The sequence below is a fragment of the Leucobacter sp. USCH14 genome (assembly GCF_037619215.1).
Taxonomy (GTDB): Bacteria; Actinomycetota; Actinomycetes; order Actinomycetales; family Microbacteriaceae; genus Leucobacter.
On sequence record NZ_JAQPZP010000009.1, the window covers coordinates 67,740 to 92,364 of the forward strand.

The window sequence follows — 24,625 nt, forward strand, 5'->3', positions numbered from 1 at the left end:
CAGCGGTGGAGCGGACACTCCGTCCACGCGTCGCTGCAGTGGCTCGTCAACGACGAGAATGAGATCATGAGATTGTCTGCGGCCGTCGAGCAGTTCCTCGCCGCAGTGCAGCTCGAGTACGGATACTCCGAGCACACCGTGCGCGCGTATCGACGCGACCTCGACTGGTTCGTCGTCTTCGCGGAGGCAGCGGGACATGAGCATCTCGCCGCGTGCGACCTCGAGCTCATGCGCGAGTGGTTGTGGCAGAGACAGCAGCAGGGTCTCGCAGCGACGACGATCGCCCGGAATGTCGCGACGCTGAAGTCGTTCGGAGCGTGGCTCGAACGCTCTCGTCTCGTCCCTGGAAACCCCGCCTCCCGCCTCCGAGCTCCGAAGGCCGGGCGCGAGCTTCCGCGAGTACTCGCCGATGACCGCATGCGTCGCATCCTCACTCGCGTCGAAGCGCGTGCCCACGAGGATCATCCGGAGTCGCTCCGGGATCATGCGGTCCTCGAGCTCCTGTACGCGGCTGCGCTCAGAGTCTCCGAATTGTGCTCGTTGCCGGTGACCGGCCTCGACGCAGGCGCGCGCACCGTCCGGGTGCTGGGCAAGGGCGGCAAGGAGCGCGTCGTGCCGTACGGCGGGCCGGCGGCGCGCGCAATCGAGACGTACACGCGCGCCGCCCGCCCCGCGTTGCTCGCCCGCGCCGGGCAGGGCCGGGGCGATCAGCCCGCACCGGGCGGTCACCACGCTCTGTTCGTGGGGAATCGCGGAGGGCGTCTGAGTCCGAATGCGGTGTATCGGATGGTGGCGCGCGAGTTGAGCGAAGAGCCGGGCGGCGGGCCGCGGGGGCCGCACACCCTGCGCCATACGGCCGCGACGCACCTCCTGAACGGGGGAGCGGACTTGCGAGTGGTGCAGGAGATGCTGGGCCACTCCAGCCTGTCGAGCACGCAGGTGTACACGCACGTCTCGACCGAGAGGCTGGCGCAGAGCTACCGGCAGGCGCATCCGCGAGCCTGAGCGAGCAGCGGCGCTCGGATGCGCCGTTCTGCGGGTGCTCACCACGGGAGCAGCACCGGTCGGCTGACGAAGTAGCGCATCGGATTCTCGTATCCGCCGTCGATGCGGACGCCGAGGTGGAGGCACCGCGAATCGCAGTGCCCGCCATCATCCACAACGCCGATCGGCGAGCCGATTCCCACGGAATCGCCCTGACGCAGTCCACTGGTGACGGGTTCCATCGAGTACACCGTATGCTCGTCGACGCGCACGGAGACCACCGGTCGGTCCACGACGGTTCCCGCGAAGCTGACGGTGCCGCCCGCCGGAGCCCGCACAACCGCTCCGGGGTCCGCAGCGAGATCGATGCCCCGATGGCCGGGCCCGTACTCGTGCGGAGGGGCGCGGAAGGGCTCGAGGAGCACGAGCCCCGTTTCGAGCGGCGGTAACCAGCGCAGCTCCACATCAGACGCCGGGAGTGCCGCCGCTGGAGCGCCCATGGTCAGCGCGGCCGACAGCATCATCGCGGTTCGGCGCATCAGCACCGCGTGCTTCGGTCGTACGTTCATGCTGAGATTCTGCCGATGCGCTGGGGTCATCGACGGACATCGCGGGAGGCTGTGGAGAGGAAGGGAATGTCCGCACGTTCGTCGGGCGGTGAGCGACTGAAACGGCGCCCGAGCTGGTGTACACTGGTGCAGCACCTCGCGAGAGGTGACTTCGCGTGCCCACGCATCGGAGTGAAGCCGACGGTCCGTGTTCGTCTCGAGCGCGGCGGCGGATCCCGAGGGCACCAGGATCGGGTCGCATCCGCGACCGATGACAACCGTAATAGGCGCGCCCGTGAGGGCGTGCAGAACAGGAGGACGGCAATGGCCGTCGTTACCATGCGCCAGCTGCTCGACAGCGGCGTCCACTTCGGACACCAGACCCGCCGCTGGAACCCGAAGATGAAGCGCTTCATCTTCACCGAGCGCTCGGGCATCTACATCATCGATCTGCAGCAGTCGCTCGGATACATCGATGCCGCATACGATTTCGTGAAGCAGACCGTCGCCCGCGGTGGCAACATCCTCTTCGTCGGTACGAAGAAGCAGGCGCAGGAAGCCATCGCCGAGCAGGCGACGCGCGTCAACCAGCCCTACGTGAACCAGCGCTGGCTCGGTGGTCTGCTCACGAACTTCCAGACCGTGACCGGCCGCCTGGAGCGCATGAAGGAGCTCGAGCAGCTCGACTTCGAGGGGACGACCAGCGGCTTCACGAAGAAGGAGCTCCTGCTGAAGAAGCGCGAGCTGGAGAAGCTGCAGAAGTCCCTCGGCGGTATCCGCAACATGGGTAAGACCCCCTCGGCGCTCTGGGTGGTCGACACCAAGAAGGAGCACCTCGCAATCGACGAGGCGAAGAAGCTCGGGATCCCCGTGATCGCGATCCTCGACACCAACTGCGATCCGGACGAGGTCACCTACCCGATCCCGGGCAACGACGACGCCATCCGTTCGGTCGCGCTGCTCACCCGCGTCATCGCGGATGCCGCTGCTGAGGGCCTCATGGAGCGCCACCAGAAGCCCTCCGAGGGTTCCGAGCAGGCTGCAGAGCCGCTCGCCGAGTGGGAGGTCGAGCTGCTCGGCGCCGAGGCATCGTCGGACGCGGCAGCTCCCGCTGCTGAAGAGGCTCCGGCTGCTTCCGAGGCGCCCGCCGCAGAAGAGGCATCGGCTGACGCTGCCGCGAAGACCGCGGCCGCAGAATAATTTCCGTTCACCGAACGACCACTGAAGGAGTCACACATGGCTGCAGTAAGCATGGCCGCTGTGAAGGAGCTGCGCGATCGCCTCGGCGCCGGCATGCTCGACAGCAAGAACGCCCTCATCGAGGCTGACGGAGACGTCGAGAAGGCCATCGAGATCCTGCGTCTCAAGGGCCTCAAGGGCGTCGCGAAGCGCGGCGATCGCGAGGCGAGCGAAGGCCTGGTCGCCGTTCGCCAGTCCGAGGGCGCGGCCACGATGATCGAACTCGTCTGCGAGACCGACTTCGTCGCGAAGAACGAGAAGTTCATCGCTCTTGCGGAGCGCGTCCTCGACGCCGCGGTCGCGGCAGGCGCCTCGTCCGTCGAGGAGGCTCTCGCAGCCCCCGCTGAGGGCAAGACCGTTGCAGACGTCGTGACCGAGGAAGCCGCGATCATCGGCGAGCGCATCGAGGTGCGCAAGCTGTCGCGGGTGGAGGCGCCGGCGACGACGGTGTACCTGCACCAGACCTCGAAGGATCTGCCGCCGCAGATCGGCGTGGTCGTGGGCTACGAGGGCGACGACGCCGAGGCTGCACTCAGCATCGCGCGTCACATCTCGTTCGCCGACCCGCTGTACCTGAGCCGCGAGGACGTGCCCGAGGCGGACGTCGAGAAGGAGCGCGCACTCGTCACGGAGATCTCCAAGAACGAGGGCAAGCCCGAAGCCGCACTGCCGAAGATCGTGGAAGGCCGTCTGACCGCGTTCTTCAAGCAGGTCGCGCTCAACGAGCAGGTTCACGCGCTCGACGCCGATAAGCGCGAGGTGAAGAAGGTCGCTGAAGCCGCAGGCATCACCGTCACCGGCTTCGCCCGCAGCAAGGTCGGCGCCTAGCCACTCACACCGGGACCCGGGCCGCACGGCTCGGGTCCCGTGCTGTGTCCGCACTAATATGGGCTCCGGATGCGACCGGAACCCGACGACGCTCCGGCGTCCACGTTCGAAGCAAGGAGATCCCTCATATGACGAAGACCGCCGATCGCAAGCGTCGAGTACTGCTCAAGCTCTCGGGGGAGGCCTTCGGCGGAGGGACGCTGGGTGTCAATCCTGACGTCGTGAGTCAGATCGCCCGCGAAATCGCAGCGGCGATGGACGACGCGGAAGTCGCCGTCGTCGTCGGAGGCGGGAACTTCTTCCGCGGTGCGGAGCTCTCGCAGCGCGGTATGGATCGCGCGCGCGCCGACTACATGGGCATGCTCGGCACCGTGATGAACGCGCTCGCGCTGCAGGACTTCCTGGAGCAAGCAGGCGTCGAGACGCGCGTGCAGTCGGCGATCACGATGACGCAGGTCGCCGAGACCTACATTCCGCTGCGCGCCATCCGCCACCTCGAGAAGGGTCGCGTGGTCATCTTCGGCGCAGGAGCCGGGCTTCCGTACTTCTCAACGGACACGGTCGCCGCGCAGCGCGCGCTGGAGATTCAGGCGGACGAGGTGCTCGTCGCGAAGAACGGCGTCGACGGCGTCTACACGGCGGATCCCCGGCATGATCCGGATGCGACGCTCATCGAGAAGATCACCTACAACGATGCTCTCGTGCGCGGGCTCAAGGTGGTCGACTCCACCTCGTTCAGCCTCTGCATGGACAACGGGATGCCGATGCGCGTCTTCGGCATGGAGCCGGCCGGCAACGTGACCGCGGCGCTGCGCGGTGCAGAGCTCGGCACACTCGTCCACGCCTGACGCCGGCCTCGCGGGCGGCGCCCGCTAAGCTGGAAATCCGAGCGTTTTCACTAAGGAGTACACCGTGATCGAAGAAGTCTTCGCCGACGTCAAGGACCGCATGAGTCGCGTGGTCGAATCCGCGAAGGAGAGCTTCGCCACGGTTCGCACCGGACGCGCGAACCCGTCGCTGCTGCAGAACGTGCAGGTGGATTACTACGGGACGCCGACACCGCTGTCGCAGCTCGCCTCGGTGCAGAACCAGGACGCGCGCAGCCTGATCGTGACGCCGTACGACAAGGGCGCGATGAAGGATATCGAGCAGGCGATTCGGGATATGCCGAACCTCGGCGCGAATCCCTCCAACGACGGCTCGGTCATCCGGCTGTCGCTTCCCGAGCTCACGACCGAGCGCCGCAAGGAGTTCGTCAAGATCGTCAAGGGCAAGGCGGAAGACGCCCGCGTCGCGGTGCGGAACGTGCGTCGCTCGGGGAAGGACGATTTCGAGGCGCTGAAGGGCGAGGTCGGGGAAGACGAGATCGCACGGGCCGAGAAGGAGCTCGAGAGCGTCACCAAGCAGTTCATCGAGCAGATCGACGAAGCCTCCAAGCGTAAAGAAGCCGAGCTGCTGGAGGTCTGACCGGGATGACCGGCTCGGAGAAGCGCGAAGAGATTCGCAGCGCGCTCGAATCGACTCGCGCTCAGCTCGAGGCGACGAACGCGCGCATCGAGGCTCGGGCCGGTCGGAACCTCGTCTTCGCGATCGCCTCCGGGGTGATTCTCGGGGGAGTGTTCCTCGCGAGTCTGCTGCTGGTCAAGCAGATCTTCGTGGTGCTCGTCGCGATCCTGGTCGCGATCGCGCTCGTCGAGCTCGCCTCCGCCTTCCGCGTGGCGGGCCGGCGCGTGCCGCGCGTCGGTGTGGTCGCGGCAGGGCTCGTCGTGGTCGGCGGTGCCGCGTTCTGGGGGCCGGAGGGCATGCTGCTCGGACTCTTCGCCGGCTCGCTGCTGCTCATCCTGTGGCGACTGGTCGAGGGACTCGTGCCTCGATGGGAGGCGCCGGCGAGAACCCTGGTGCGCGACGTGTTCTCCGGCTGGTTCACGCTCGTGTACGTCGGTTTCCTCGCCTCGTTCGCGATTCTGCTGGTGCTCGCTGAGCACGGCGAATGGTGGGTGTTCGCGCTGGTCGTCGTCGTCGTGTCGGTCGACATCGGCGCGTACGCTGCCGGCGTGACGCTCGGCAGGCACAAGATGACTCCGCGCATCAGCCCCAATAAGACGTGGGAGGGCTTCGCGGGCGCGGCGGTCGTCGCGACCGGAGCCGGTGTGCTCGTCTCCGTACTCGCGCTCGGGCAGCCATGGTGGGTGGGTGCCATCATCGGCATTGTGGTGCTGTTCACGGCCACTGGGGGGGACCTCACCGAGTCCCTCATCAAACGCAACTTAGGGGTGAAAGACATGAGTTCCTGGATTCCTGGTCATGGCGGATTTCTCGACCGTCTCGACTCGCTGCTGCCGTCCGCTGTCGGCGTCTACGGAGTCGCCCTCGCCCTGGGAGTCGTGTAAGTGGCGCGCCGTTCACAGCAGTCGGACACGGCCGACGTGCAGAATGGGCGGGTGCACACCTCGTTTCCGCTCGCGACCGGATCGCAGCTCGGCTATCAGCAGGAGCAGGTCGACCGCTTCCTGGAGGAGGCCCGATCCGCGTACGAGGGCGCGGGCGAGGGGAGCGCGATGACCTCCGAGACGGTGCGACGCCGCGCGTTCGCCGTCAAACGCGGGGGGTATGCGCCGCGCTACGTCGACGCCGCGATGGATCGCCTGGAGGAGGTCTTCTACGAGCGGGAACGCCGAGCGCGTGTGCGAGCCGCGGGCGAAGAGGCCTGGTGGGATGAGACGCGCCAGCTGCTGTCAGAGGTGCGGGGACGGATCACGCGCCCGAGAGGCAAGCGCTTCCGCCGACGGGGGATGTTCGCAACGGGGTACCGGCGATCGCAGGTCGATGCCTTTCTCGATCGTGTGTCGGAGATGTTCGACCGCCGCGAACTCGCTCTGGAACCCGCGGAGGTGCGAGACGTCGTGTTCCATTCGCAGTGGCGCGGGTACGACGAGGAGCAGGTCGATGCGCTGCTCGACGCGGTCGTCGAGCTGATCCTCGCCACGCGCTAAGGTCCGAGCGGACTCGGCGCGGGTGCACATCATGGTTGCAGTTGTCCGTTCGTCGCTCCCGAGATAGAATCGTTACATTGTGGCTATCGTGAAGTTTGCTCCCGTGTCCCGCTGGTCGAAGCTCAGAGCTCCGATCGCGGTGCTCGCGGTATCCGGGTTCCTGGGTGCCGCGGTCGTCGCACCCTTCGCGATGCCGAGCGCTCCGGCCGATGCCGAGACCCTCGCCTTCCAAGAGCGCATCCATCAGAAGTTCACGCCGGCGGCCTCAGACGAAGCGGATCTCGTGTACACGGAGGTGGGGGTCGTCGAGCTCCCCGATCCTGCCGAGGTGCGCAAGAAGCAGGAGGCGAAGCGAGCGGCTGAGGCGGCCAAGGCTGCCGAAGAGGCGGAGGAAGCCGAAGACGCGTCAGGCGAGTCCGGAGAATCGCCCGAACCGGCTGAGTCGCCGGGCGCGCCGCCCAAGTACTCGGGAGGAGGGTCTCCGGCCGAGTGGATGGCTGCCGCGGGCATTCCCGAAGCCGACTGGGGCTACGTGGACTACATCGCATCGCGTGAGAGCTCGTGGAACCCCAACGCGACGAACGCGAGTTCGGGTGCATGCGGTCTGATCCAAGCGCTGCCGTGCAGCAAGGTTCCCGGCAACGGGTACGACCCGGTCGACAACCTGCGCTGGGCGAACGGGTACGCGATGGACCGCTACGGGAGCTGGAAGGCGGCGTACGACTTCTGGACCGCGAACCACTGGTGGTGATCCGGCGTCGTGGCAAAGCGCCGTCGACCGAATAAGTACCAGCGCGCGGCGCTCGTACCGAGATCTGACGTGACGAGGCTCGCACATGGCGGCGCCCGCACCGAGACGCGTTCCGGTGCCGAGTGGTTCGTGCGCGATATCCCGGCGCATCGCGCGGAGAAGCAGTACCTCTGCCCGGCATGCGTCATCGAGATTCCGGTGGGGCAGCCGCACGTCGTCGCCTGGCGTGCCGATGACTTCTTCGGCGACGAGGTCGCAGTGCGAGAGCGCCGTCACTATCACGCGCACTGCTGGCGTGTGCGCTAACGCGGTCAGAACAGCGTCGGTGGCGCGGCCGCCCGGGGTGCGTCGATGACGGGCGATGCGGGCGATGCTCCAGCCAGGCCCGGGCCCGTGTCCGGCTCCCGTCCCGCCTGAAACGCCGTCGCCGCGGCGCGCGCCCGGAGGTCGGCGGCTTCGTTGAGCGGGTGACCCGCGTGCCCCTTCACCCATTCGAACGACACGTTCCTCCCGGCCATGGCCGCGTCGAGACGCTCGAGCAGCTCGCGGTTGAGCACCGGTTTCCCATCGGCCTTGCGCCAACCGCGCCGCTTCCAGCCGGGCATCCACTGCGTCACGGAGTTGATGACGTACTGGCTGTCGCAGAGGATGCGCAGCGGCTCCTCGGCTCGGTCGGCAGTGGCGATGAGGAGATCGAGCACTGCCATCAGCTCGCCCTGGTTGTTCGTGGCACGCGGCCATCCGCCGGCACGCCATTGGGCGTCGTCCATGTACCAGGCCCAGCCGGCCGGACCGGGGTTGCCGAGTGCAGATCCGTCAGCTGCTGCAGTGAGTGCCATGGAATCTATCCTGCCAGAGCGGCACTGGGGATCCGGATAGGCTGGACGGGTCCGGCGGAGGCGAAGCGAAGGGTGATGCGTCATGGTGGAGATCTCGAGCAATACGGTGCTGCGGTCGCGTCGCGAAGACATCGAACTGCACACCGCCGATGGACTCACGCTCTACGGCGAGCTCGCGCTCCCGCTCGACCGGGAGCCGAGAGCGACGCTCGTCACCCTGCACCCGTTGCCCACTGCGGGCGGATTCATGGAGTCGCATATCCTGCGGAAGGCGGCGAACCGGCTTCCCGACCTCGCCGATCTCGCGGTACTCCGATTCAATACGCGCGGCACGTCCTCACCGCGCGGTACGAGCGAGGGCGAGTTCGGAGAGGGCGTTTCGGAGGAGCAGGACGTCGCCGCGGCGATGGCATTCGTCGAGGATCGATCGCTGCCGTGCCCGTGGTTGCTCGGTTGGTCGTTCGGCACGGAACTCGCGCTGAAGTACGGCCTCGCGCACGACATCGAGGGCGCGATTCTCCTCTCGCCGCCGCTGCATCGGGCGAGCGCAGACGACGTCGCGGCATGGCAGGAGGCCACCCCTGACCTCGTCGCGCTGATCCCCGAGTTCGACGACTTCCTGCGTCCCCCCGAAGCCGCGGAGCGATTCGCGAGCGTGCCGCGGATGACGCTGATTCCCGTCGAAGGCGGCCGGCACCTGTGGGTCGGGGAGAAGCAGACCCGGCGCGTGCTCGATGAGGTCGTGGCCGCGGTCGGGACCGCAGTCACTCCGCTTCCGACCGAGGTGGAAGAAGAGCGGCTGCAGCGCTAGTCGTTGCTCGACCGGTTCTCGTCGGCATGATCGCTGTCGTGCGATGACTGCGACTCGTCGGCGGAATCGTCCGCGAACGCCTGATTCTCGTCCATCGGCAGGGCTTCAGCGATCGGCTGCGCGACGAGCCGCCCGGCGACGGTGCTCATCTTCTGCGCATTGGTGATGACTTCGCCGAGACTCTCGAAGTAACGCGCCACAGCGCCGCGCTCGACCTTCAGCTGCGTCATGCGGTCCTCCGCCGCGGCGAGCACCTTCGTCGCTCGATCCTCCGCGGCTGCGAACGTCGTCTGCGCTCGCTGTTCCGCCTCGAGGATGACCTCCGCCGCCTGTCGCTCTGCCGCCGCCCGTACGTTGCGAACATCCTGTGTCGCCTCCGAACTCAGGCGCTCGTACTCCTCGCGTGCGGCGTCGAGTTGGGAGGTGAGCTCCGCGAGCTCGGCTCGGGTGGCCTCGAGTTCGCGTTGCGCGGTCTCGGACGCCGCGCGCTGCCGCTCTGCGAGGTCGCGTTCGAACGCCTCCCGCTGCTGAGCGGTGTCGGTGCTGAATGCCGCACTCTCGCGTTCGATGCGCTCGGTCATCTGCCGCACCGCGTCCTCGGTGCGCTCCCGGAGCTCCGCGAGACGGGCCTCTTCTGCAGCCCGGTGCTCGGCAAGTTCGGCCACGGTATCCGCGCGCAGCAGATCGGTCTCCTCGGTGACCGCGGCGCGCTTCGCCGCGACCTCGCGCGCGATTGCAGCGGCCTGCTCATCCCGTTCGCGTCGCAGGTCCGCTTCGTGCTGCGCCACGGCAGCCGCAATCGCACGATCGTGCTCCTCGCGCTCTCGCGTCAGATCGTCCGCCAGTCGCGCTCGTTCCCGCTCCATCTGCAGTTCGAGGCTCTCGCGTTCGAGACCCAGGGTCTCAGCCGCTTCGTCCCGTTGGATTCGCAGACGCTCCGTCTCAGCAGCGCGCTCATCCGCGAGACGCTGTTCGTGCTCCCTAACCTGCGCAGCCAGTCGCTCTTCGTGGACCGTCGTCTCGTCGGCGATTCTCGCCGCGTGATTCTGCTGTTCGCGCGCCTGCTCGCGTGCGAACGCCGCGCGGGACTCGCTCATCTCCCGCTCGTGGGCGGTCAGCTCTGCTGCGATCCGCGTGCGGTGCTCGTCCCATTCCGAGATCACGCGATCCTGATGGGAGGCCAGCTCGGATCCCAATCGGTCCTCGTGCGATGCGACTTCTGCCGCCAGCCGGGTGTCGTGCGCCTGGCGCTCTGAGGCGAGCTCGGCGGAGAACGCCGTGCGCTGGGCGTCCTGCTCGCTCGCGAGCTCGGCGCGGGCCGAAGCGATGAACATCTCGTGCTCGGCGCGTTCGCTCTGAATACGCGATTCATGGTCCTGACGCTCAGCAGCGAGAGCGGCGTCGTGAGCGTCTCGCTCGCTCGCGATCGCCGTTCGGTGCGCCTCGAGCTCCTGGCCGATACGGCTGTCGTGGGCCTCGCGCTCCGCTGCGATCGACTCGTCATGCGATTCGCGCTCCGATCGGAGGGCGGCCTCGTGCTCGGAGCGTTCCCGTGCAATCGCCGCATCGTGAGCACTGCGCTCCTCCGCGATCGATGTCTCGTGGGCGTCGCGCTCCTGCGCGAGTCGCGACACGTGCGCGGCGAGCTCGTCGGAGAGGCGCACCTCCTGGCGCTGACGCTCGTCGTCGAGCCGGGCCTCGTGCGCGGCGCGTTCGTCGCTGAGCGCTGCGTCATGCGCAGCGCGCTCGGAGCTCATGGACGACTCGTGCTCGGCGCGCTCCGCGCTGATGCTCGCGTCGTGCTCCTGCCGCTCCCGGGAGATGAGCTCGCGGTGCTCCGCGAGCTCATCTGCGATCGCTGCGTCATGCGCGTCCCGCTCGTCCGACAGCGCTGCCCGGTGCGCCGCCGACTCGCGTGCGAGCAGCTGATCGTGATCCTCGCGCTTCGCCGCAAGCTTCGCGTCCAGACTCGCCGCGGCCGCCGCGCGGTCCTCGGCTGCCCTGGCGTCCGCGCGATCCCGCTCGCGTTCGGCCTGCGCGGACTGCGTGGCGAGCTCCTGCGCGAGTGCTTCTCGATCCCGCGCGATGCCGGCCTCGTGCTGGTCGCGCTCCTGCGTGATGCGATCGGTGTGCGTCTGCATCTCGGCGCGCAGGCGCCGGTCGTGGCTGTCGCGCTCCTGGAGCAGAGCGGCGTCGTGCTCGGCGCGTTCCTGCGCGATGCGCCCGCGAAGGGTCTCGACCTCCGTCGTGAGTGCGCGGCGCTGCGCGTCGATATCGGCCTCGAGTGCGCGCTGCTGCTCCGTGTAGCGCTCCTCGAGCTCCGCCTCCTCGCGCTGGCGACGCGCCTCGAACTCGGCGCGAGCGCGTTCGCCCTCTTGGACGAGGCGGGCCCGCTCGAGCTCGGCCTCGCGCTCGTTCTCAGCGCGCTGGCGCTCGAAGGCCTCCGCCTGCATCTCGGTCTGCGCGCGCAGTTCGTTCGCCGCCGCACGCGACTCGGTGGTGATGCGCTCAGCCTGCGCTTCGGCTGCGGCGATCGCGGCCTGTGCGTCCCGATGCGCCGTCTCCCGTTCGGAGAGCGCCTCGCGCTCGGCACTGCTGCGGGTCAGTTCGGCCTCCCGCCGAGCCTCCTCCAGCAGACGTTCGCGCTCGGCGTTCGCGGCGGCACTCTGCGTCGCGACGTCGTTCCGTGCTCCCGTGAGGATGACCTCCGCCTGCTCCGAAGCGGAGGTCAGCAGTTCATCGGCGCGGCGCTGCGCTTGGGTGAGCACGCGATGGCTCTCCTCCTCCGACGAGCGGCGCAGCTTCTCTGCATCGAGGTCGGCCTGAGCCATCAGCCGCTGCGCGTGATCCTCCGCGACCTGGAGGCTCTTCTCAACCCGCAATCCCAGTCCCGAGTATCCCGAGGCGCCGAGCTCGGCCACCTGCTCCTGCAGGTCCGCGATGAGCTGCCGCTGCTCGTTCCCCACCTGCGAAGCCTGCTGGTGAGCCTGCTGCAGGGACTCGAGGTGCGATTGCAGTGTCGCGATGTGGCCGGTGAGCGCACTGACTCGTTCGTCGACCTCTTCACGGTTGTACCCGCGAAATGCAGGGGAGAACTGCTGGGCTGGTTCGGACACGGGCCCTCCGATGGCTGAAAGTCGTCGCGCACCCACGGGGTCGCGACGAGAACACGATTGCCCCCCAACGATAGCGTAACGGACCCGGCATCACGGGGGAGCCGGACCTGCGAAGCGTCTGCTCGCAGCCGGCGGAATTCGGCGTCCTCATGTCACGCCCGGGAAGCTCGGGTACCGTTGGAGGTTGAACCACCGCGTCCGGGCCGAGCGGCGGCCGTCGCTCGGCCCGGACGAACGCGAATGTAGAGGAGATCCCGTGCGACATGCGCTTGCGATCGCAGTGCTCGTGCTGTCTGGAGTGCTTCTGCTCCTGGGGCTCGGGCAGCGCACGTTTCTCGCCGGTCCGGCCGAGATCAGGTTGCCCGTCGACACCCAGTCGGAGGCGGCATTCGCCGTCGTGGATGGAACGGAGTTCGCGAAGGTCCCCGGGCAGGCGAACGTCGTCGTGCAGGGCGCCGACGCGTTCGTCGCCACGGCGATGACGCGCGACGTCGATGCGTGGCTGGCACCCTTCCCGCATGCCGAACTCACGATCGACCAGCGACAGCAGCGACTCCTCACCGCCCTCATCCCGGGCGCTCCCGTCGAGTCGTCCGTCGCCGGGTCGGGTGCCGAAGCGACCGCGCCCGACGAGGCGGCCGAGGGTCTCGACCCGCGGGGCAGCGACCTGTGGCTCGATTCGCGCTACATCGACGGCGTCGGCGGTTCGGCGGGAGCGGAGAACGAAACGGAGACGCTTCGCGTGCCAATCTCGATCGCCGTGGACCAGTCGGTGCTGATCGCGACCAACGGGACGGATCCGGTACCGAGCGAACTGACGCTGGTGTGGGCGCAGGATCGCAGTACGCCGTGGGCCGGGCCGCTGCTGGCGGCGGGGGGTCTTCTCGCGGTCGTCGGCGCGGTGCTCTATCTGCTCGCGATCGATCACGATCGGCGCGGGCTCGGTCCGAGGCGCGGGCGACGCGGTCCGCTGCAGGGCCTGCGCAACACCTTCGCGCGACCGAAACGTCGGAGTCGGGCGGAATCGCCGCGAGTGGATTCCGATACCGAAGCAGCATCCCGAGGAGAACGTATGTCGATGTCGTTGCAGGATCGTGCGGGCTCCGGCGCGGCGTCCGCTCGCACGCGGTCCCCGAAGCGCCGTGCGCTGTCAGCGCGACGCGTGGTGCCGGTTCTCGGCATCGCCGCGGTGCTCGGACTGACCGGATGCTCGGCCGACTACTGGCCGCAGGTCGGCCCGAGGACTGTGGAGGAGACGCCGACCGCGCAGCCGTCCTCGATCGCGCCGGTGCCGGTGACCGAGGGGCAACTGCACCGGATCGTCGAGCAGATCTCGGCCGCTGCGAATCAGGGGGATGACGACCTGGATGCCGCGGCGCTCAGCGAACGGTTCGTGGGCGACGCGCTCGCCCAGCGCACCGCGAACTACACCATCCGCGCTGCGGTGCCGGAGTACGCCGTGGTTCCGCCGCGCATCACGGACGAAGAACTCGACTACGCACTGGTGCAGAGCACCGAGTCCTGGCCGCGCACCGCATTCATCACGGTCGCCTCATCCTCGGGCAAGACCGATGCGGACGCGGCTGCCGACGGCACTGCGGATGGCTCTGAGGATTCCGGCGCGGCGGAGGCCGACGCGGCCGAGGGCGAGGAGACGACGGAGGAGCAGACCTCTCCGTCGCTCGCCTTGATCCTGACGCAGCAGTCTCCGCAGGAGAACTTCGAAGTGTCGCGCGTGATCGCGCTGCGGGGCGGTATTTCGATGCCGCAGGCAGCGCCGGCGGAAGACGGCACGGCGCTGCTCTCGAACGACATCGAGACGCTCGTACTGCCTCCCGCTCAGGTGGGCGACGCGTACGCCTCCCTCCTCGAGAACGGCGCCGAGGCGCCGGAGGCGGACCTGTTCGACCTGCAGAGCGACACCCTGCTCGAGAACTACGGCAAAGCTCGTGCGGCCTCTGCACAGCAGCAGTCGGACGAGAAGGGGCAGACGATGAAGTACAGCGCGTCAGCTCGACAGGGAGAGGCGCCCGCCGTCGCGCTCTCGACGGGGGCGGGCGGAGCGCTGGTCGCGACGACCGTCATCGACGAGCAGATCGTCGACGCCGCCGGCGGGCGCTTCAAGCCGCAGGCGCAGGGAGCGATCACCGCGCTCTCGGGCCTGGAGGGCGAGCAGGAGCGCCTCGTGCAGCAGGTCGCGCATCAGATGCTGTTCTTCGTCCCCAGCAAGTCCGACGGTGCGAAGATCGAGCTGCTCGGCGTGACCAGTGAGCTCGTCGGCGTATCCGACTAGCCTGCTCGAAGCCCGACACCGGGCCGCGTCAGCCGGTGGCCGCGGGGGTCGTTCCCGGAAGCGGCCGAGGATTCACAACATGAGAAAGGACCGACAACGATGACCCAGCAGATTCCGGAGCGCATTCCCGGCGGAGGGGTGGATCTCAGCCACCTGGCGGCTCGCGGCGCGTCCTCCCAGCACACGGGCCCGGCTTCCGCAGCGGGTGCGCCGGGGGCGGGTGCCACCGGCGCGTCAGGCGCGTCCGTCGTCGACGTCCCCTCCCTCGTGGTCGACATCACCGACGCCTCGTTCGAGCAGGCCGCGCAGCTCTCGAACGTCGTTCCGGTCGTTGCACTGCTGTGGTCGCAGCGGAGCGAGCCCTCGACAGCGCTCGGCGCGATACTCGAGAAGGTGACGCGCGAGCTCGGCGGCCGTGCGATGCTGGCGAGGATCGATGCCGACGGCAATCCCGGATTGGCGCAGGCCTTCCAGGCGCAGGCCATTCCCACGGTCGTCGCACTCGTCGGCGGGCGCCCCGTGCCGCTCTTCCAAGGGCCCGTTCCCGAGGACCAGGTGCGCGAGTTCTACGCACAACTGCTGCAGCTCGCCGAGCAGCACGGGGTCGCAGGGCGAGTCAACGCGCCGGAAGCCGGTGAGGACGAGAACGCTGCGCCGGCCGAGCCCGAGATCCCCGCTGCGCACCTCGCGGCGATCGAGGCCGCGGAGCGCGGCGACTACGCGCAGGCCATCTCCGAGTGGGAGGCCGTATTGACGCGATCCCCGGCGGACGCCGACGCCCGTGCGGCGCTCGTGCAGGTCAAGCTGCTGCATCGTCTGCAGGGCCTCACCGCCGACGAGATTCGAAGCGGCGCGGCGAGCGCGCCGTCGGATGTCGAGGCGCAGCTCCGGGTGGCGGACCTCGACGTCTCGGGCGGGCACGTCGAGGATGCGTTCCTGCGTCTGCTCGATCTCTTCGCCGAGCAGGACGCGGACGGCCGCGCTGTCATTCGCGGTCGCCTGCTCGAGCTGTTCGAGGTCGTGGGCGTGAGCGATCCGCGCGTCGCCGCGGCGCGCGGCCGCCTCGCGAACCTCCTGTACTGAGCGGGCGACGCATGAGAGCCGGCGTGCGGGCGTATCTCGATCACGCAGCGACGTCACCGATGCCCGAGCACGTGCTCCACGCCTACACCGAGGCGCTCCGCACGGTCGGCAACCCGGCTTCGACGCACGGGCACGGACAGCACGCCAGCCAACTGCTCGAGGCCTCGCGCGATCGCATCGCGCACCTCGTCGGTTGCGATCACGCGGAGCTCATCTTCACGGCGGGCGGCACGGAGTCGATCAATCTGGCGCTGAAGGGACTGTACTGGTCTCGACGTCGCGCCGGTGCGGGACCAGTGGTGCTGGTCGCAGAAGGCGAGCATCACGCCACGATGGAGGCGGCGGAGTGGTTGCGCGACACGCAGGGTGCGCAGCTCGTCGGAGTCCCGATCGACGCGAGCGGACGCCTCTCCGTCGAGGCGCTCGAGACCGCGATCGCGAGTGCGGGCGCGGATCGGGTCGCCGTGCTGTCGTTCCTCTGGGCGAACAACGAGGTCGGCACGGTGCAGCCCGTCCAGGAACTGTGTCGGATCGCCGCCGCCCATGGCATTCCGGCTCACGTCGACGCGGTGTCCGCCCTCGGCCAGGTGCCGGTCGACTTCGCGGAATCGGGCGCTGCAGCGCTCAGCCTGTCGGCGCACAAAGTGGGTGGCCCGGTGGGGGTCGGTGCGCTGATCCTGGGCCGACGCGTGACCGCCGATCCGCTGATGCACGGCGGAAGTCAGCAGCGCTCCCGATCAGGCACACAGGATGTCGCAGGCGCGGTCGCCTTCGCGGCGGCGCTCGAATCGGTGCTCGATGAGCACGGGCAGCCCCGGCAGTCCGGCATCGCACGCCTCGAACTCCTGCGCGACCGTCTCATCGCCGGCGTGCGCGCGGCCGACCCCGCTTCGGTGCTCCGCGGTGCCCCCGTCGGCCCGCAGCGGCTGCCGGGCAATGCCCACTTCACATTTCCGGGGTGCCAGGGGGACTCGCTCGTCTTCCTGCTCGACGCCGCGGGAGTATCGGTGTCGGTCGGGTCGGCGTGCCAGGCGGGGGTCGCGGAGATCTCGCACGTGCTGCTCGCGATGGGGCTCGAGCCGGAAGTCGCAGCGGGAGCGCTGCGGTTCACGCTCGGTCACAGCACGAGCGAGGCCGAGGTGGACGCGCTGATTCGTGCACTCCCGGAGGCGGTGCGATCGGCTCGAGCGGCCGGTCTCAGCTGACACTCCCGGCGATGGCCCGGCTGAGCGCTGGAGATGCTGCGCTCGCCGAGGCACTCGCCCGATTCGCAGAGTCGACGTGCGCGCGCCGGGCGATTAGAATGCTCTGGTGAAGATTTTGGCAGCGATGAGCGGGGGCGTCGACTCGGCCGTCGCTGCCGCCCGCGCCGTCGAGGCCGGTCACGAAGTCGTCGGCGTGCATCTGGCGCTGAGTCGCATGCCCGGCACGATCCGAACGGGGTCGCGAGGATGCTGCACGATCGAGGACGCGATGGATGCGCGCCGCGCTGCGAATCTTCTCGGCATCCCCTTCTACGTCTGGGATCTCAGCGAACGGTTCAAGGAAGACGTCGTCGATGACTTCATCGCCGAGTACGCCGCGGGCCGTACGCCGAACCCGTGCATGCGCTGCAACGAGAAGATCAAGTTCGCCGCGCTGCTCGACAAGGCCATGGCGCTCGGCTTCGACGCGGTCGCGACCGGGCACTATGCGACACTCGCAGCAGGAGAGCACGGGCCCGAGCTGCACCGTGCGAGTGCATGGGCGAAGGATCAGTCGTACGTGCTCGGCGTGCTGACGGAGCGCCAGCTCGAGCACTGCTACTTCCCGCTGGGCGATACGCCGTCGAAGCAGTTGATCCGAGCGGAAGCGGCCGAGCGGGGCATCCAGGTGGCTCACAAGCCGGACAGCCATGACATCTGCTTCATCCCCGACGGTGACACCCGCGGGTGGCTCTCGGGGCATGTCGACCGGGTACCCGGCGACATCCTGGATGAGTCGGGCGAGGTGGTGGGCAGCCACGACGGTGCGCACGGGTACACGGTGGGCCAGCGGCGCGGATTGCAGCTCGGACGTCCCGCTCCCGACGGGAAGCCCCGGTACGTGCTGTCGATCCGGCCGGTGTCGAATCAGGTCGTGGTCGGCCCGAAGCAGCAGCTCGAGATCTCACGGATCGCCGGCGGTCGCTTCAGCTGGGCGGGTGAACCCGGCTTCGAGCTGTCGGAGCGCTTCAGCTGCGATGTGCAGATTCGCGCCCACGCCGACCCGGTGCCGGCCTTCGCCCGGCTCGCTCCGATCCACGAGGCCGAGCGGACGGAATCGCACCGTGCCGAAGCGACGCACGAGGTGATCGTCGACATCGACCTGGAGCACGCGGAGCCCCTCGTGGGCGTGGCCCCCGGACAGACCGCGGTGCTCTACGTGGGAACCCGGGTTCTGGGACAGTTCACCATCGATCGCGCAGTACCTCTCGAGGCCGCCGCAACCCGCTCCTGAATGTCTCCCCTCGCTCATACACTGGATGCGTGAGCACGAACGCGCAGCAGACCCCGGACGACTTCGACGCGGCACGCGAGGAGGCGGAGCGTCTCTCGGAGCAGATCGAGCGCCTGCGCACCGCCTACTATTCGGAAGCGGCCAGCCTGGTCTCCGATGCCGAGTACGACGAGATGTTCCATCGACTCGAAGCCATCGAGCGCGCGTTCCCCGAACTCGCGAGCCAGGACAGCCCGACGCGCGAGGTCGGCGCTGCCGTGGTCTCCGCGGGATTCCCCGAGCACGAGCACGCCGAACGCATGCTCAGCCTCGACAACGTCTTCTCCGTCGAAGAGTTCCGGGAGTGGGCGGTGAAGGTCGCCGCCGCTGCGGGCCGCCCCGTGCGATGGCTGTCCGAGCTGAAGATCGACGGTCTGGCGATCAACCTCGCGTATCGTGACGGAGTGCTCGAAACCGCGACGACGCGCGGCGACGGGCGCGTGGGGGAGGACATCACCGAGAACGTGGAGCTCATCCCGGCGATACCACGCACACTGACGGGTACCGGCTTTCCGTCGTTCTTCGAGGTTCGAGGAGAGGTGTTTCTGACCGGTGCGCACTTCTCCGAATTGAACGAGCGCCAGCACGAGCTGCAGGAGGCGTTCGCCGCCGAGCAGATGGCGAAGGGGCGCGCCGCCGAGCAGATCCCGGTTCGGTATCCCGAATTCGCGAACGCGCGGAACACGGCAGCGGGGAGTCTGCGCCAGCGCTCGGAGAAGAAGTCCGACGCCGAGCTCGCACTGATGCGCGACCGTCTGGGGAGGCTGTCGCTGTACGTGCACGGAATCGGCGCATGGCCCGATCCGGCGATCGAGAATCAGTCGGAGGTCTACGACCTGCTGTCGGCGTGGGGGCTCCCAGTGTCACCGCATTCGCGTGTTCTCGAGACGGTCGACGAGGTCGTGGCCTTCATCGAGGATCGGGGCGAGCACCGCCACGATGTCGAGCACGAGATCGACGGCATCGTCGTGAAGGTCGATGAGCTGTCCCTGCACGGCGAACTCGGCGAGACCAGCCGTGCCCCGAGGTGGGCGATCGCATACAAGTACCCGCCGGAAGAAGTGCACACGCGCCTGCTCGACATCCGCGTCGGAGTGGGGCGCACCGGGCGCGCAACGCCCTACGCCGTGATGCAGCCCGTGAAGGTCGCCGGGTCCACGGTGCGCCAGGCGACGCTGCACAACCAGCAGGTCGTTCAGGCCAAGGGCGTCCGGATCGGAGACACCGTCGTGCTGCGCAAGGCCGGCGATGTGATCCCCGAGGTGCTGGGGGCGGTGCTCGAGCTGCGCGACGGCACCGAGCGCGAATGGCAGATGCCGGAAACATGCCCCGAGTGCGGCATGCCGCTCCGCCCGATGAAGGAGGGCGACATCGACCTGCGCTGCCCGAACGCGCGTGCGTGCCCCGCACAGGTGCGGGGGCGCGTCGAGCACATCGGCTCGCGAGGAGCGCTCGACATCGAGGTGCTCGGCGAGATCACCGCAGCCGCTCTGACGCAACCGGAGATCCCCGCCGTCCCGCCCCTCGAAACCGAGGCGGGTCTCTTCGACCTCACGCTCGAGGAGATCGTGCCGATCGAAGTGATCGTCCGCGATAGCGAGACCGGCGAGCAGCGCGTCGATGAGGCGACGGGTGCGTTCGTGCGGCGCGCACCCTTCCAGCGCGTCGCGTACGAGTATCCGCCCGCCGCCGAGGGGATGACCCCTGCAGAACGACGCAAGGCCGGGCTGCGGAAAGACCATCGCGTCGTGCTGCCGTCGCGCGACGCCGAGACGTTTCTCGCCGAGCTCGAGAAGGCGAAGACCAAGCCCCTCTGGCGTCTTCTCGTGGCCTTGAACATACGGCACGTCGGGCCGGTGGCGGCCCGCGCCCTCGCGGACTGGTTCGGTTCGCTCGATGCCATCCGCGCGGCGACGCAGGAGGCGCTCGCCGAAGTCGATGGGGTGGGGAGCATCATCGCGGAGTCGTTGCGGGCGTGGTTCGAGGTCGAGTGGCATCGCGAGATCGTGGATCGCTGGGCCGCAGCGGGTGTCCAGTGGTCCACGCCGGGGCACGCCGGCCCGGGTGCCGCCGCGGAGGGAGGGGTGCTCTCAGGGCTCACGGTCGTCGCGACCGGGTCGCTGGAGGGCTTCACGCGGGAAGGTGCGACCGAGGCCATCATCGCCGCCGGGGGAAAGGCCGCGTCCAGCGTTTCGAAGAAGACGGATTTCGTGGCGGCCGGACCCGGGGCCGGTTCGAAGCTGGCGAAGGCGGAGGAGCTCGGCATTCCGGTGCTCGATGCGGCGCAGTTCGCTCTCCTGGTGACACAGGGTCCGTCGGCGCTCACGGGAGATGCAGCTTCGTCCACAGACGACGATTGAACGCGATTTTGCCGTTTTATCCACAGGTTCTCGGAACGCGAGGAGGTATCGAGACTCCGCGGCTACGGTGAGGTGATGTGCCGGGACTGCGCGCCGCGCAGCGCCGTGCCGATCTCGTGAAGGAGTGCTGATGAAAGAGAACGACGCCGTTCCGATGCGAGCCGCCTGGGCGAACCAGGATCCGCTCTTGACCGCGTACTACGACACCGAATGGGGGATGCCGGTGTTCGACGACGACGGGGTCTTCGAGAGGCTCTCGCTCGAGGCCTTCCAGTCCGGACTCTCGTGGCTCACCGTTTTGCGGAAGCGGGATGCGTTCCGGGAGGCATTCGACGACTTCTCGGTCGAACGGGTGTCCCAGTACGGCGAAGCCGACGTCGGTCGTCTGCTGGCGGACGCGCGTCTGATTCGGAACCGCCGGAAGATCGCAGCGACGATCTCGAATGCCCGAGCGACGCTGCGTCTGCGCGAACAGGAGGGACGCGGGCTCGCTGCGCTCGTCTGGTCGTTCCGTCCTGAACGCTCGCCTGCTCCCGAGCGCGATGTCGACGTTCCGGCCACGTCGCCCGAGTCGGCGGCTTTGGCGCGCGAACTGAAACGCCGCGGGTTCGCCTTCGTCGGTCCGACTACCGTGTACGCACTCATGACGGCGATCGGCATCGTCGACGCGCACCTGGTGACGAGTCACCGCCGCGCATGCTCGGGACTGTGGTCGCGAGACGGGGCCTGGACGGGCGCCGAGCTGCCGTCCGACCTCGCCGGGCGCTGCTGAGATCCCGCCCCTGCCCCCGCCGATAGGATGGTGGGGTTCCCAGATGACCCCTCCCGATGGAGCAGCATGCCTGAAACCAGCGCGGCGAGCACCGAGATCACGGCGGACACCGTCGCACATCTCGCGGGCCTCGCACGAATCGCACTCACCCCGGACGAGGTCGAATCGCTCACGAGCGACCTCGATTCGATCCTCACCCACATCGCGAAGGTCAGCGAGGTGACGACGCCCGACGTGCCCGCGACCAGCCATCCCATCCCGCTGAGCAATGTCACGCGCCCCGATGTCGTCTCCGACGTGCTGACGCAGGAGGAAGCGCTCGCGAATGCGCCGGAGGCGACCGATGGCATGTTCCGCGTCTCCTCCATTCTCGGTGAGGAGCAGTGAGGGCCGGTATGAGCGAATTGGTTCAGATGACGGCAGCGGATCTCGCTGCACGGATCGCCTCCGGCGAGGTGTCGTCGGAGGAGGCGACACGCGCGCACCTCGACCGCATCACCGAGGTGGACGATGCGCTCAACGCGTTCCTCGCGACGGATGGCGAGTCGTCGCTCGCGGCCGCCCGTGGGATCGACGCCCGCCGCGCCGCGGGAGAGTCGCTCGGTGAGCTGGCGGGCGTGCCGCTCGCCATCAAGGACGTGCTCGTGACGACCGATATGCCCTCGACGTCCGGTTCGAAGATTCTCGAGGGATACCGCTCGCCCTTCGACGCGACGGCCGTCGCCAGAGCTCGTGCAGCTGGTCTCGTCTCCATCGGCAAGACGAACATGGATGAGTTCGCGATGGGCTCCTCCACCGAGAACTCCGCGTACGGTCCGACGCGCAACCCGTGGAAGCTCGATGGCGTACCGGGCGGTTCAGGCGGCGGATCCGCTGTCGCGGTGAGCGCGTTCGAAGCGCCGCTCGCCCTGGGCTCGGATACCGGCGGGTCGATCCGCCAGCCCGCAGCACTCACCGGGACGGTGGGCGTCAAGCCCACATACGGCGGTGTGAGCCGCTACGGAGCTATCGCACTCGCCTCGTCGCTCGACCAGATCGGTCCCTGCGCCCGTACCGTGCTCGACACGGCGCTGCTGCACGATGTCATCGCCGGGCACGATCGCCACGACTCCACGTCGCTCGACTTCGCGTGGCCGTCGATGGCGCAGGCGGCGCGCGAGGGCGCCGATCCCGCGTCGCTCAAGGGCCTGCGCATCGGCGTCGTGAAGCAGCTCATGATCGACGGGGTGCAGTCCGGGGTGCAGACTCGATTCGAAGAGGCTCTCGCGCTGCTCTCCGCCCAGGGCGCGGAGATCGTCGAGATCGACGCCCCCCACTTCGAGTACGCTGTCGCGGCCTATTACCTCATCCTCCCGGCCGAGGCCTCGAGCAACCTCGCGAAGTACGATTCCGTGCGTTTCGGGTTGCGCGTGACCCCGCAGGGGGGAGGCACCGTCGAAAGTGTGATGAGCGAGACCCGAGCCGTCGGCTTCGGCGCCGAGGTGAAGCGACGCATCATTCTCGGCACCTACGCGCTCTCCGCAGGATACTACGACGCCTACTACGGCAGCGCGCAGCAGGTGCGCACGCTGATCCAGCGGGACTTCGCAGCGGCGTTCGAGCAGGTCGACGTCATCGCGTCGCCGACGGCGCCCACCACGGCCTGGGCCCTCGGTGCCCACGACGGCGATCCGATGCGCGACTACCTCAACGACGCGACGACGATCCCCGCGAACCTCGCCGGGATCCCGGGGATCAGCCTGCCGATCGGCACGGCGAGCGAAGACGGCCTGCCGGTCGGCCTGCAGCTCATGGCCCCGGCGTTCGAGGACGCGCGGCTGTACCGTGCGGGCAGCGCGATCGAGCAGCTCATCGCCGATCGAGACAATGCACCCTTCTGGGCGCAGGCACCGGAGCTCGATGCGGCATTCCTTGCGACGGCCCGGGCCGGAAAGGCGGCGAACTGATGGCCAAGACCAAACTGATTGACTTCGACCGCGCACTCGAGCTCTTCGAGCCCGTGATCGGCCTCGAGGTGCACGTCGAGCTCAACACCCGGACCAAGATGTTCTCGACCGCGCCCAACGTGTTCGGGTCTGAGCCCAACACCAACCTCGCGCCGGTATGTCTCGGGCTGCCCGGGGCACTCCCCGTGCTCAACCACGAGGCCGTGCGCTACTCGATCAGTCTCGGACTGGCGCTCGGGTGCGAGATCGCCGAGGTCTCGGGTTTCGCGCGCAAGAACTACTTCTACCCCGACATGGGCAAGAACTATCAGATCTCGCAGTACGACGATCCGATCGCCCATGACGGCTCCGTCGAGATCGAGCTCGCCTCGGGGCGCATCGTCCACGTGCCCATCGAGCGCGCGCACATGGAGGAGGATGCCGGCAAGCTGAATCACGTGGGCGGATCGACCGGACGTATCCAGGGGGCCGAGTACTCGCTGGTCGACTACAACAGGGCCGGGGTCCCTCTCGTCGAGATCGTGACGCGCCCGATCTTCGGGGGCGAGGCGGACACGCCCGAGATCGCGGCGGCATACGTCTCGACGATCCGCGACCTCGTGGTGTCGCTCGGCATCTCGGACGCGCGGATGGAGCGCGGCAACATCCGCTGCGACGCGAACGTCTCGCTGCGGCCGCGCGGCAACGAGGGCGCCGGGATGTCGGTGCTCGGCACGCGCACGGAGACCAAGAACGTGAACTCCCTGCGATCGATCGAGCGGGCAGTCCGTTTCGAGATCCAGCGCCAGGCGCAAATTCTCGATGCGGGCGGCTCCATCACACAGGAGACGCGCCACTGGCACGAGGACACGGGGGAGACCTCGCCGGGCCGCCGGAAGAGCGATGCCGACGACTACCGCTACTTCCCCGAGCCCGATCTCGCACCGCTCACGCCCGAGCGCGAACTCGTCGAGGAGCTGCGCGCGCAGCTGCCGGAGCATCCCACGCTCCGCCGACGCCGGCTGCGCAGCGAATGGCAGTTCTCGGCACTCGAGTTCCAGGACCTGGTCAATGCGGGACTGCTCTCGACCATCGAGCAGACCGTGGCGGTCGGCGTGCCCCCGCAGACCGCGCGCAAATGGTGGACCGGAGAGATCGCTCGGATCGCCAATGAGCGCTCGATTCCTTCGGCGGACCTCATCACGCCCGAACAGGTGGCGTCAGTGGTGGAGCTCGTCGACGCCGGCACGCTCAACGACAAGCTCGCACGCCAGGTCATCTCAGGCATCATCGATGGTGAGGGAACCGCCTCCGAGATCGTCGAAGCGCGCGGGCTCGCGATCGTCTCCGACGATGGCGCGCTCATCGAGGCCGTCGATGCGGCGCTCGCTCAACAGCCCGACGTGCTCGCGAAAATTCGGGACGGCAAGGTTCAGGCGGCCGGCGCGATCATCGGAGCAGTGATGAAGGCGATGCGCGGTTCCGCCGATGCTGCCCGCGTCCGCGAACTCGTGCTCGAACGCGCGGCCGGCACCGAGTAGGGCCGATGCGAAAACGCCTGTGGGG

At 68.4% G+C, this 24,625-nt stretch carries 22 protein-coding genes; 19 read left to right on the forward strand and 3 right to left on the reverse strand.

Annotated features, from left to right (window positions below; genetic code table 11):
- Window positions 1-66 precede the first annotated feature (66 nt).
- Complete coding sequence (locus PQI23_RS10160) at window positions 67-1,005, forward strand: tyrosine recombinase XerC (protein ID WP_339974164.1); 939 nt, start codon at window positions 67-69, stop codon at window positions 1,003-1,005.
- 38 nt (window positions 1,006-1,043) lie between these two features.
- Here the strand turns inward: PQI23_RS10160 and PQI23_RS10165 are convergent, their stop codons facing one another.
- Window positions 1,044-1,553 (reverse strand): murein hydrolase activator EnvC family protein, encoded by a 510-nt coding sequence (locus tag PQI23_RS10165; protein ID WP_339974166.1) that lies wholly within the window; start codon window positions 1,551-1,553, stop codon window positions 1,044-1,046.
- Window positions 1,554-1,856: 303 nt separating this feature from the next.
- Here PQI23_RS10165 and rpsB point away from each other — a divergent pair, with 303 nt between their 5' ends.
- The 8 genes from rpsB to PQI23_RS10205 all read left to right on the forward strand — a co-directional run bounded on the left by rpsB (window position 1,857) and on the right by PQI23_RS10205 (window position 7,649).
- Window positions 1,857-2,732, forward strand: a complete 876-nt coding sequence (rpsB, locus tag PQI23_RS10170) for a 30S ribosomal protein S2 (RefSeq protein ID WP_339974168.1) — start codon at window positions 1,857-1,859, stop codon at window positions 2,730-2,732.
- 36 nt (window positions 2,733-2,768) lie between these two features.
- Window positions 2,769-3,599, forward strand: a complete 831-nt coding sequence (gene tsf, locus PQI23_RS10175) for a translation elongation factor Ts (RefSeq protein ID WP_339974170.1) — start codon at window positions 2,769-2,771, stop codon at window positions 3,597-3,599.
- A gap of 128 nt (window positions 3,600-3,727) precedes the next feature.
- Window positions 3,728-4,447: a UMP kinase gene (gene pyrH, locus PQI23_RS10180; protein ID WP_339974172.1), complete on the forward strand. Its 720-nt coding sequence runs from the start codon at window positions 3,728-3,730 to the stop codon at window positions 4,445-4,447.
- A gap of 64 nt (window positions 4,448-4,511) precedes the next feature.
- Window positions 4,512-5,066, forward strand: coding sequence for a ribosome recycling factor (gene frr, locus PQI23_RS10185; protein WP_339974174.1), 555 nt, complete (start codon window positions 4,512-4,514; stop codon window positions 5,064-5,066).
- Between the two features lie 5 nt (window positions 5,067-5,071).
- The gene (locus PQI23_RS10190; RefSeq protein ID WP_339974176.1) at window positions 5,072-5,989 is read left to right on the forward strand and encodes a phosphatidate cytidylyltransferase; all 918 of its coding nucleotides are present in this window, start codon (window positions 5,072-5,074) and stop codon (window positions 5,987-5,989) included.
- Window positions 5,990-6,592: a DivIVA domain-containing protein gene (locus PQI23_RS10195; protein ID WP_339974178.1), complete on the forward strand. Its 603-nt coding sequence runs from the start codon at window positions 5,990-5,992 to the stop codon at window positions 6,590-6,592.
- Window positions 6,593-6,671: 79 nt separating this feature from the next.
- Complete coding sequence (locus PQI23_RS10200; protein ID WP_339974180.1) at window positions 6,672-7,343, forward strand: transglycosylase SLT domain-containing protein; 672 nt, start codon at window positions 6,672-6,674, stop codon at window positions 7,341-7,343.
- A gap of 69 nt (window positions 7,344-7,412) precedes the next feature.
- A complete protein-coding gene (locus PQI23_RS10205) occupies window positions 7,413-7,649 on the forward strand; it encodes an ATP/GTP-binding protein (RefSeq protein ID WP_339974182.1) in 237 nt (78 codons plus the stop codon).
- A gap of 5 nt (window positions 7,650-7,654) precedes the next feature.
- Here PQI23_RS10205 and PQI23_RS10210 read toward each other — a convergent pair whose 3' ends face one another.
- Window positions 7,655-8,182: a ribonuclease H family protein gene (locus PQI23_RS10210; protein ID WP_339974183.1), complete on the reverse strand. Its 528-nt coding sequence runs from the start codon at window positions 8,180-8,182 to the stop codon at window positions 7,655-7,657.
- Between the two features lie 82 nt (window positions 8,183-8,264).
- Between PQI23_RS10210 and PQI23_RS10215 the strand changes: the two genes are divergently transcribed.
- Entirely contained in the window at window positions 8,265-8,993 is a 729-nt protein-coding gene (locus PQI23_RS10215; protein WP_339974185.1) for an alpha/beta hydrolase, read from the forward strand.
- Here the strand turns inward: PQI23_RS10215 and PQI23_RS10220 are convergent.
- Window positions 8,990-12,109, reverse strand: a complete 3,120-nt coding sequence (locus tag PQI23_RS10220; protein ID WP_339974187.1) for a hypothetical protein — start codon at window positions 12,107-12,109, stop codon at window positions 8,990-8,992. The genes PQI23_RS10215 and PQI23_RS10220 overlap by 4 nt on opposite strands.
- A 256-nt stretch (window positions 12,110-12,365) precedes the next feature.
- Here PQI23_RS10220 and PQI23_RS10225 point away from each other — a divergent pair, with 256 nt between their 5' ends.
- The 9 genes from PQI23_RS10225 to gatB all read left to right on the forward strand — a co-directional run bounded on the left by PQI23_RS10225 (window position 12,366) and on the right by gatB (window position 24,600).
- Complete coding sequence (locus tag PQI23_RS10225; RefSeq protein WP_339974189.1) at window positions 12,366-14,402, forward strand: glycosyltransferase; 2,037 nt, start codon at window positions 12,366-12,368, stop codon at window positions 14,400-14,402.
- A gap of 99 nt (window positions 14,403-14,501) precedes the next feature.
- Window positions 14,502-15,485, forward strand: coding sequence for a tetratricopeptide repeat protein (locus PQI23_RS10230; protein WP_339974191.1), 984 nt, complete (start codon window positions 14,502-14,504; stop codon window positions 15,483-15,485).
- A gap of 11 nt (window positions 15,486-15,496) precedes the next feature.
- Window positions 15,497-16,690: a cysteine desulfurase family protein gene (locus tag PQI23_RS10235; protein WP_339974193.1), complete on the forward strand. Its 1,194-nt coding sequence runs from the start codon at window positions 15,497-15,499 to the stop codon at window positions 16,688-16,690.
- Between the two features lie 124 nt (window positions 16,691-16,814).
- On the forward strand, window positions 16,815-17,963 hold the full coding sequence (gene mnmA / locus PQI23_RS10240; protein WP_445238424.1) for a tRNA 2-thiouridine(34) synthase MnmA: 1,149 nt from the start codon (window positions 16,815-16,817) through the stop codon (window positions 17,961-17,963).
- 29 nt (window positions 17,964-17,992) lie between these two features.
- Complete coding sequence (gene ligA / locus PQI23_RS10245; RefSeq protein ID WP_339974197.1) at window positions 17,993-20,362, forward strand: NAD-dependent DNA ligase LigA; 2,370 nt, start codon at window positions 17,993-17,995, stop codon at window positions 20,360-20,362.
- A gap of 130 nt (window positions 20,363-20,492) precedes the next feature.
- Entirely contained in the window at window positions 20,493-21,134 is a 642-nt protein-coding gene (locus tag PQI23_RS10250) for a DNA-3-methyladenine glycosylase I (RefSeq protein ID WP_339974199.1), read from the forward strand.
- A gap of 66 nt (window positions 21,135-21,200) precedes the next feature.
- Complete coding sequence (gatC, locus tag PQI23_RS10255) at window positions 21,201-21,521, forward strand: Asp-tRNA(Asn)/Glu-tRNA(Gln) amidotransferase subunit GatC (RefSeq protein ID WP_339974201.1); 321 nt, start codon at window positions 21,201-21,203, stop codon at window positions 21,519-21,521.
- Between the two features lie 8 nt (window positions 21,522-21,529).
- On the forward strand, window positions 21,530-23,080 hold the full coding sequence (gatA, locus tag PQI23_RS10260; RefSeq protein WP_339974203.1) for an Asp-tRNA(Asn)/Glu-tRNA(Gln) amidotransferase subunit GatA: 1,551 nt from the start codon (window positions 21,530-21,532) through the stop codon (window positions 23,078-23,080).
- Window positions 23,080-24,600, forward strand: coding sequence for an Asp-tRNA(Asn)/Glu-tRNA(Gln) amidotransferase subunit GatB (gatB, locus tag PQI23_RS10265; RefSeq protein WP_339974205.1), 1,521 nt, complete (start codon window positions 23,080-23,082; stop codon window positions 24,598-24,600). Before gatA ends, gatB begins: the two co-directional genes overlap by 1 nt.
- Window positions 24,601-24,625: the final 25 nt, after the last annotated feature.

Excerpts from the sequence above, each read along its gene's own strand:
- PQI23_RS10210 (WP_339974183.1), bottom strand. The coding sequence starts at position 8,182 with ATGGCACTCACTGCAGCAGCTGACGGATCTGCACTCGGCAACCCCGGT.
- PQI23_RS10250 (WP_339974199.1), top strand. The coding sequence starts at position 20,493 with ATGAAAGAGAACGACGCCGTTCCGATGCGAGCCGCCTGGGCGAACCAG.
- PQI23_RS10160 (WP_339974164.1), top strand. The coding sequence starts at position 67 with ATGAGATTGTCTGCGGCCGTCGAGCAGTTCCTCGCCGCAGTGCAGCTC.
- PQI23_RS10190 (WP_339974176.1), top strand. The coding sequence starts at position 5,072 with ATGACCGGCTCGGAGAAGCGCGAAGAGATTCGCAGCGCGCTCGAATCG.
- pyrH (WP_339974172.1), top strand. The coding sequence starts at position 3,728 with ATGACGAAGACCGCCGATCGCAAGCGTCGAGTACTGCTCAAGCTCTCG.
- PQI23_RS10230 (WP_339974191.1), top strand. The coding sequence starts at position 14,502 with ATGACCCAGCAGATTCCGGAGCGCATTCCCGGCGGAGGGGTGGATCTC.
- gatB (WP_339974205.1), top strand. The coding sequence starts at position 23,080 with ATGGCCAAGACCAAACTGATTGACTTCGACCGCGCACTCGAGCTCTTC.
- tsf (WP_339974170.1), top strand. The coding sequence starts at position 2,769 with ATGGCTGCAGTAAGCATGGCCGCTGTGAAGGAGCTGCGCGATCGCCTC.
- PQI23_RS10235 (WP_339974193.1), top strand. The coding sequence starts at position 15,497 with ATGAGAGCCGGCGTGCGGGCGTATCTCGATCACGCAGCGACGTCACCG.
- gatC (WP_339974201.1), top strand. The coding sequence starts at position 21,201 with ATGCCTGAAACCAGCGCGGCGAGCACCGAGATCACGGCGGACACCGTC.
- mnmA (WP_445238424.1), top strand. The coding sequence starts at position 16,815 with ATGAGCGGGGGCGTCGACTCGGCCGTCGCTGCCGCCCGCGCCGTCGAG.
- PQI23_RS10165 (WP_339974166.1), bottom strand. The coding sequence starts at position 1,553 with ATGAACGTACGACCGAAGCACGCGGTGCTGATGCGCCGAACCGCGATG.
- rpsB (WP_339974168.1), top strand. The coding sequence starts at position 1,857 with ATGGCCGTCGTTACCATGCGCCAGCTGCTCGACAGCGGCGTCCACTTC.
- PQI23_RS10215 (WP_339974185.1), top strand. The coding sequence starts at position 8,265 with ATGGTGGAGATCTCGAGCAATACGGTGCTGCGGTCGCGTCGCGAAGAC.
- gatA (WP_339974203.1), top strand. The coding sequence starts at position 21,530 with ATGAGCGAATTGGTTCAGATGACGGCAGCGGATCTCGCTGCACGGATC.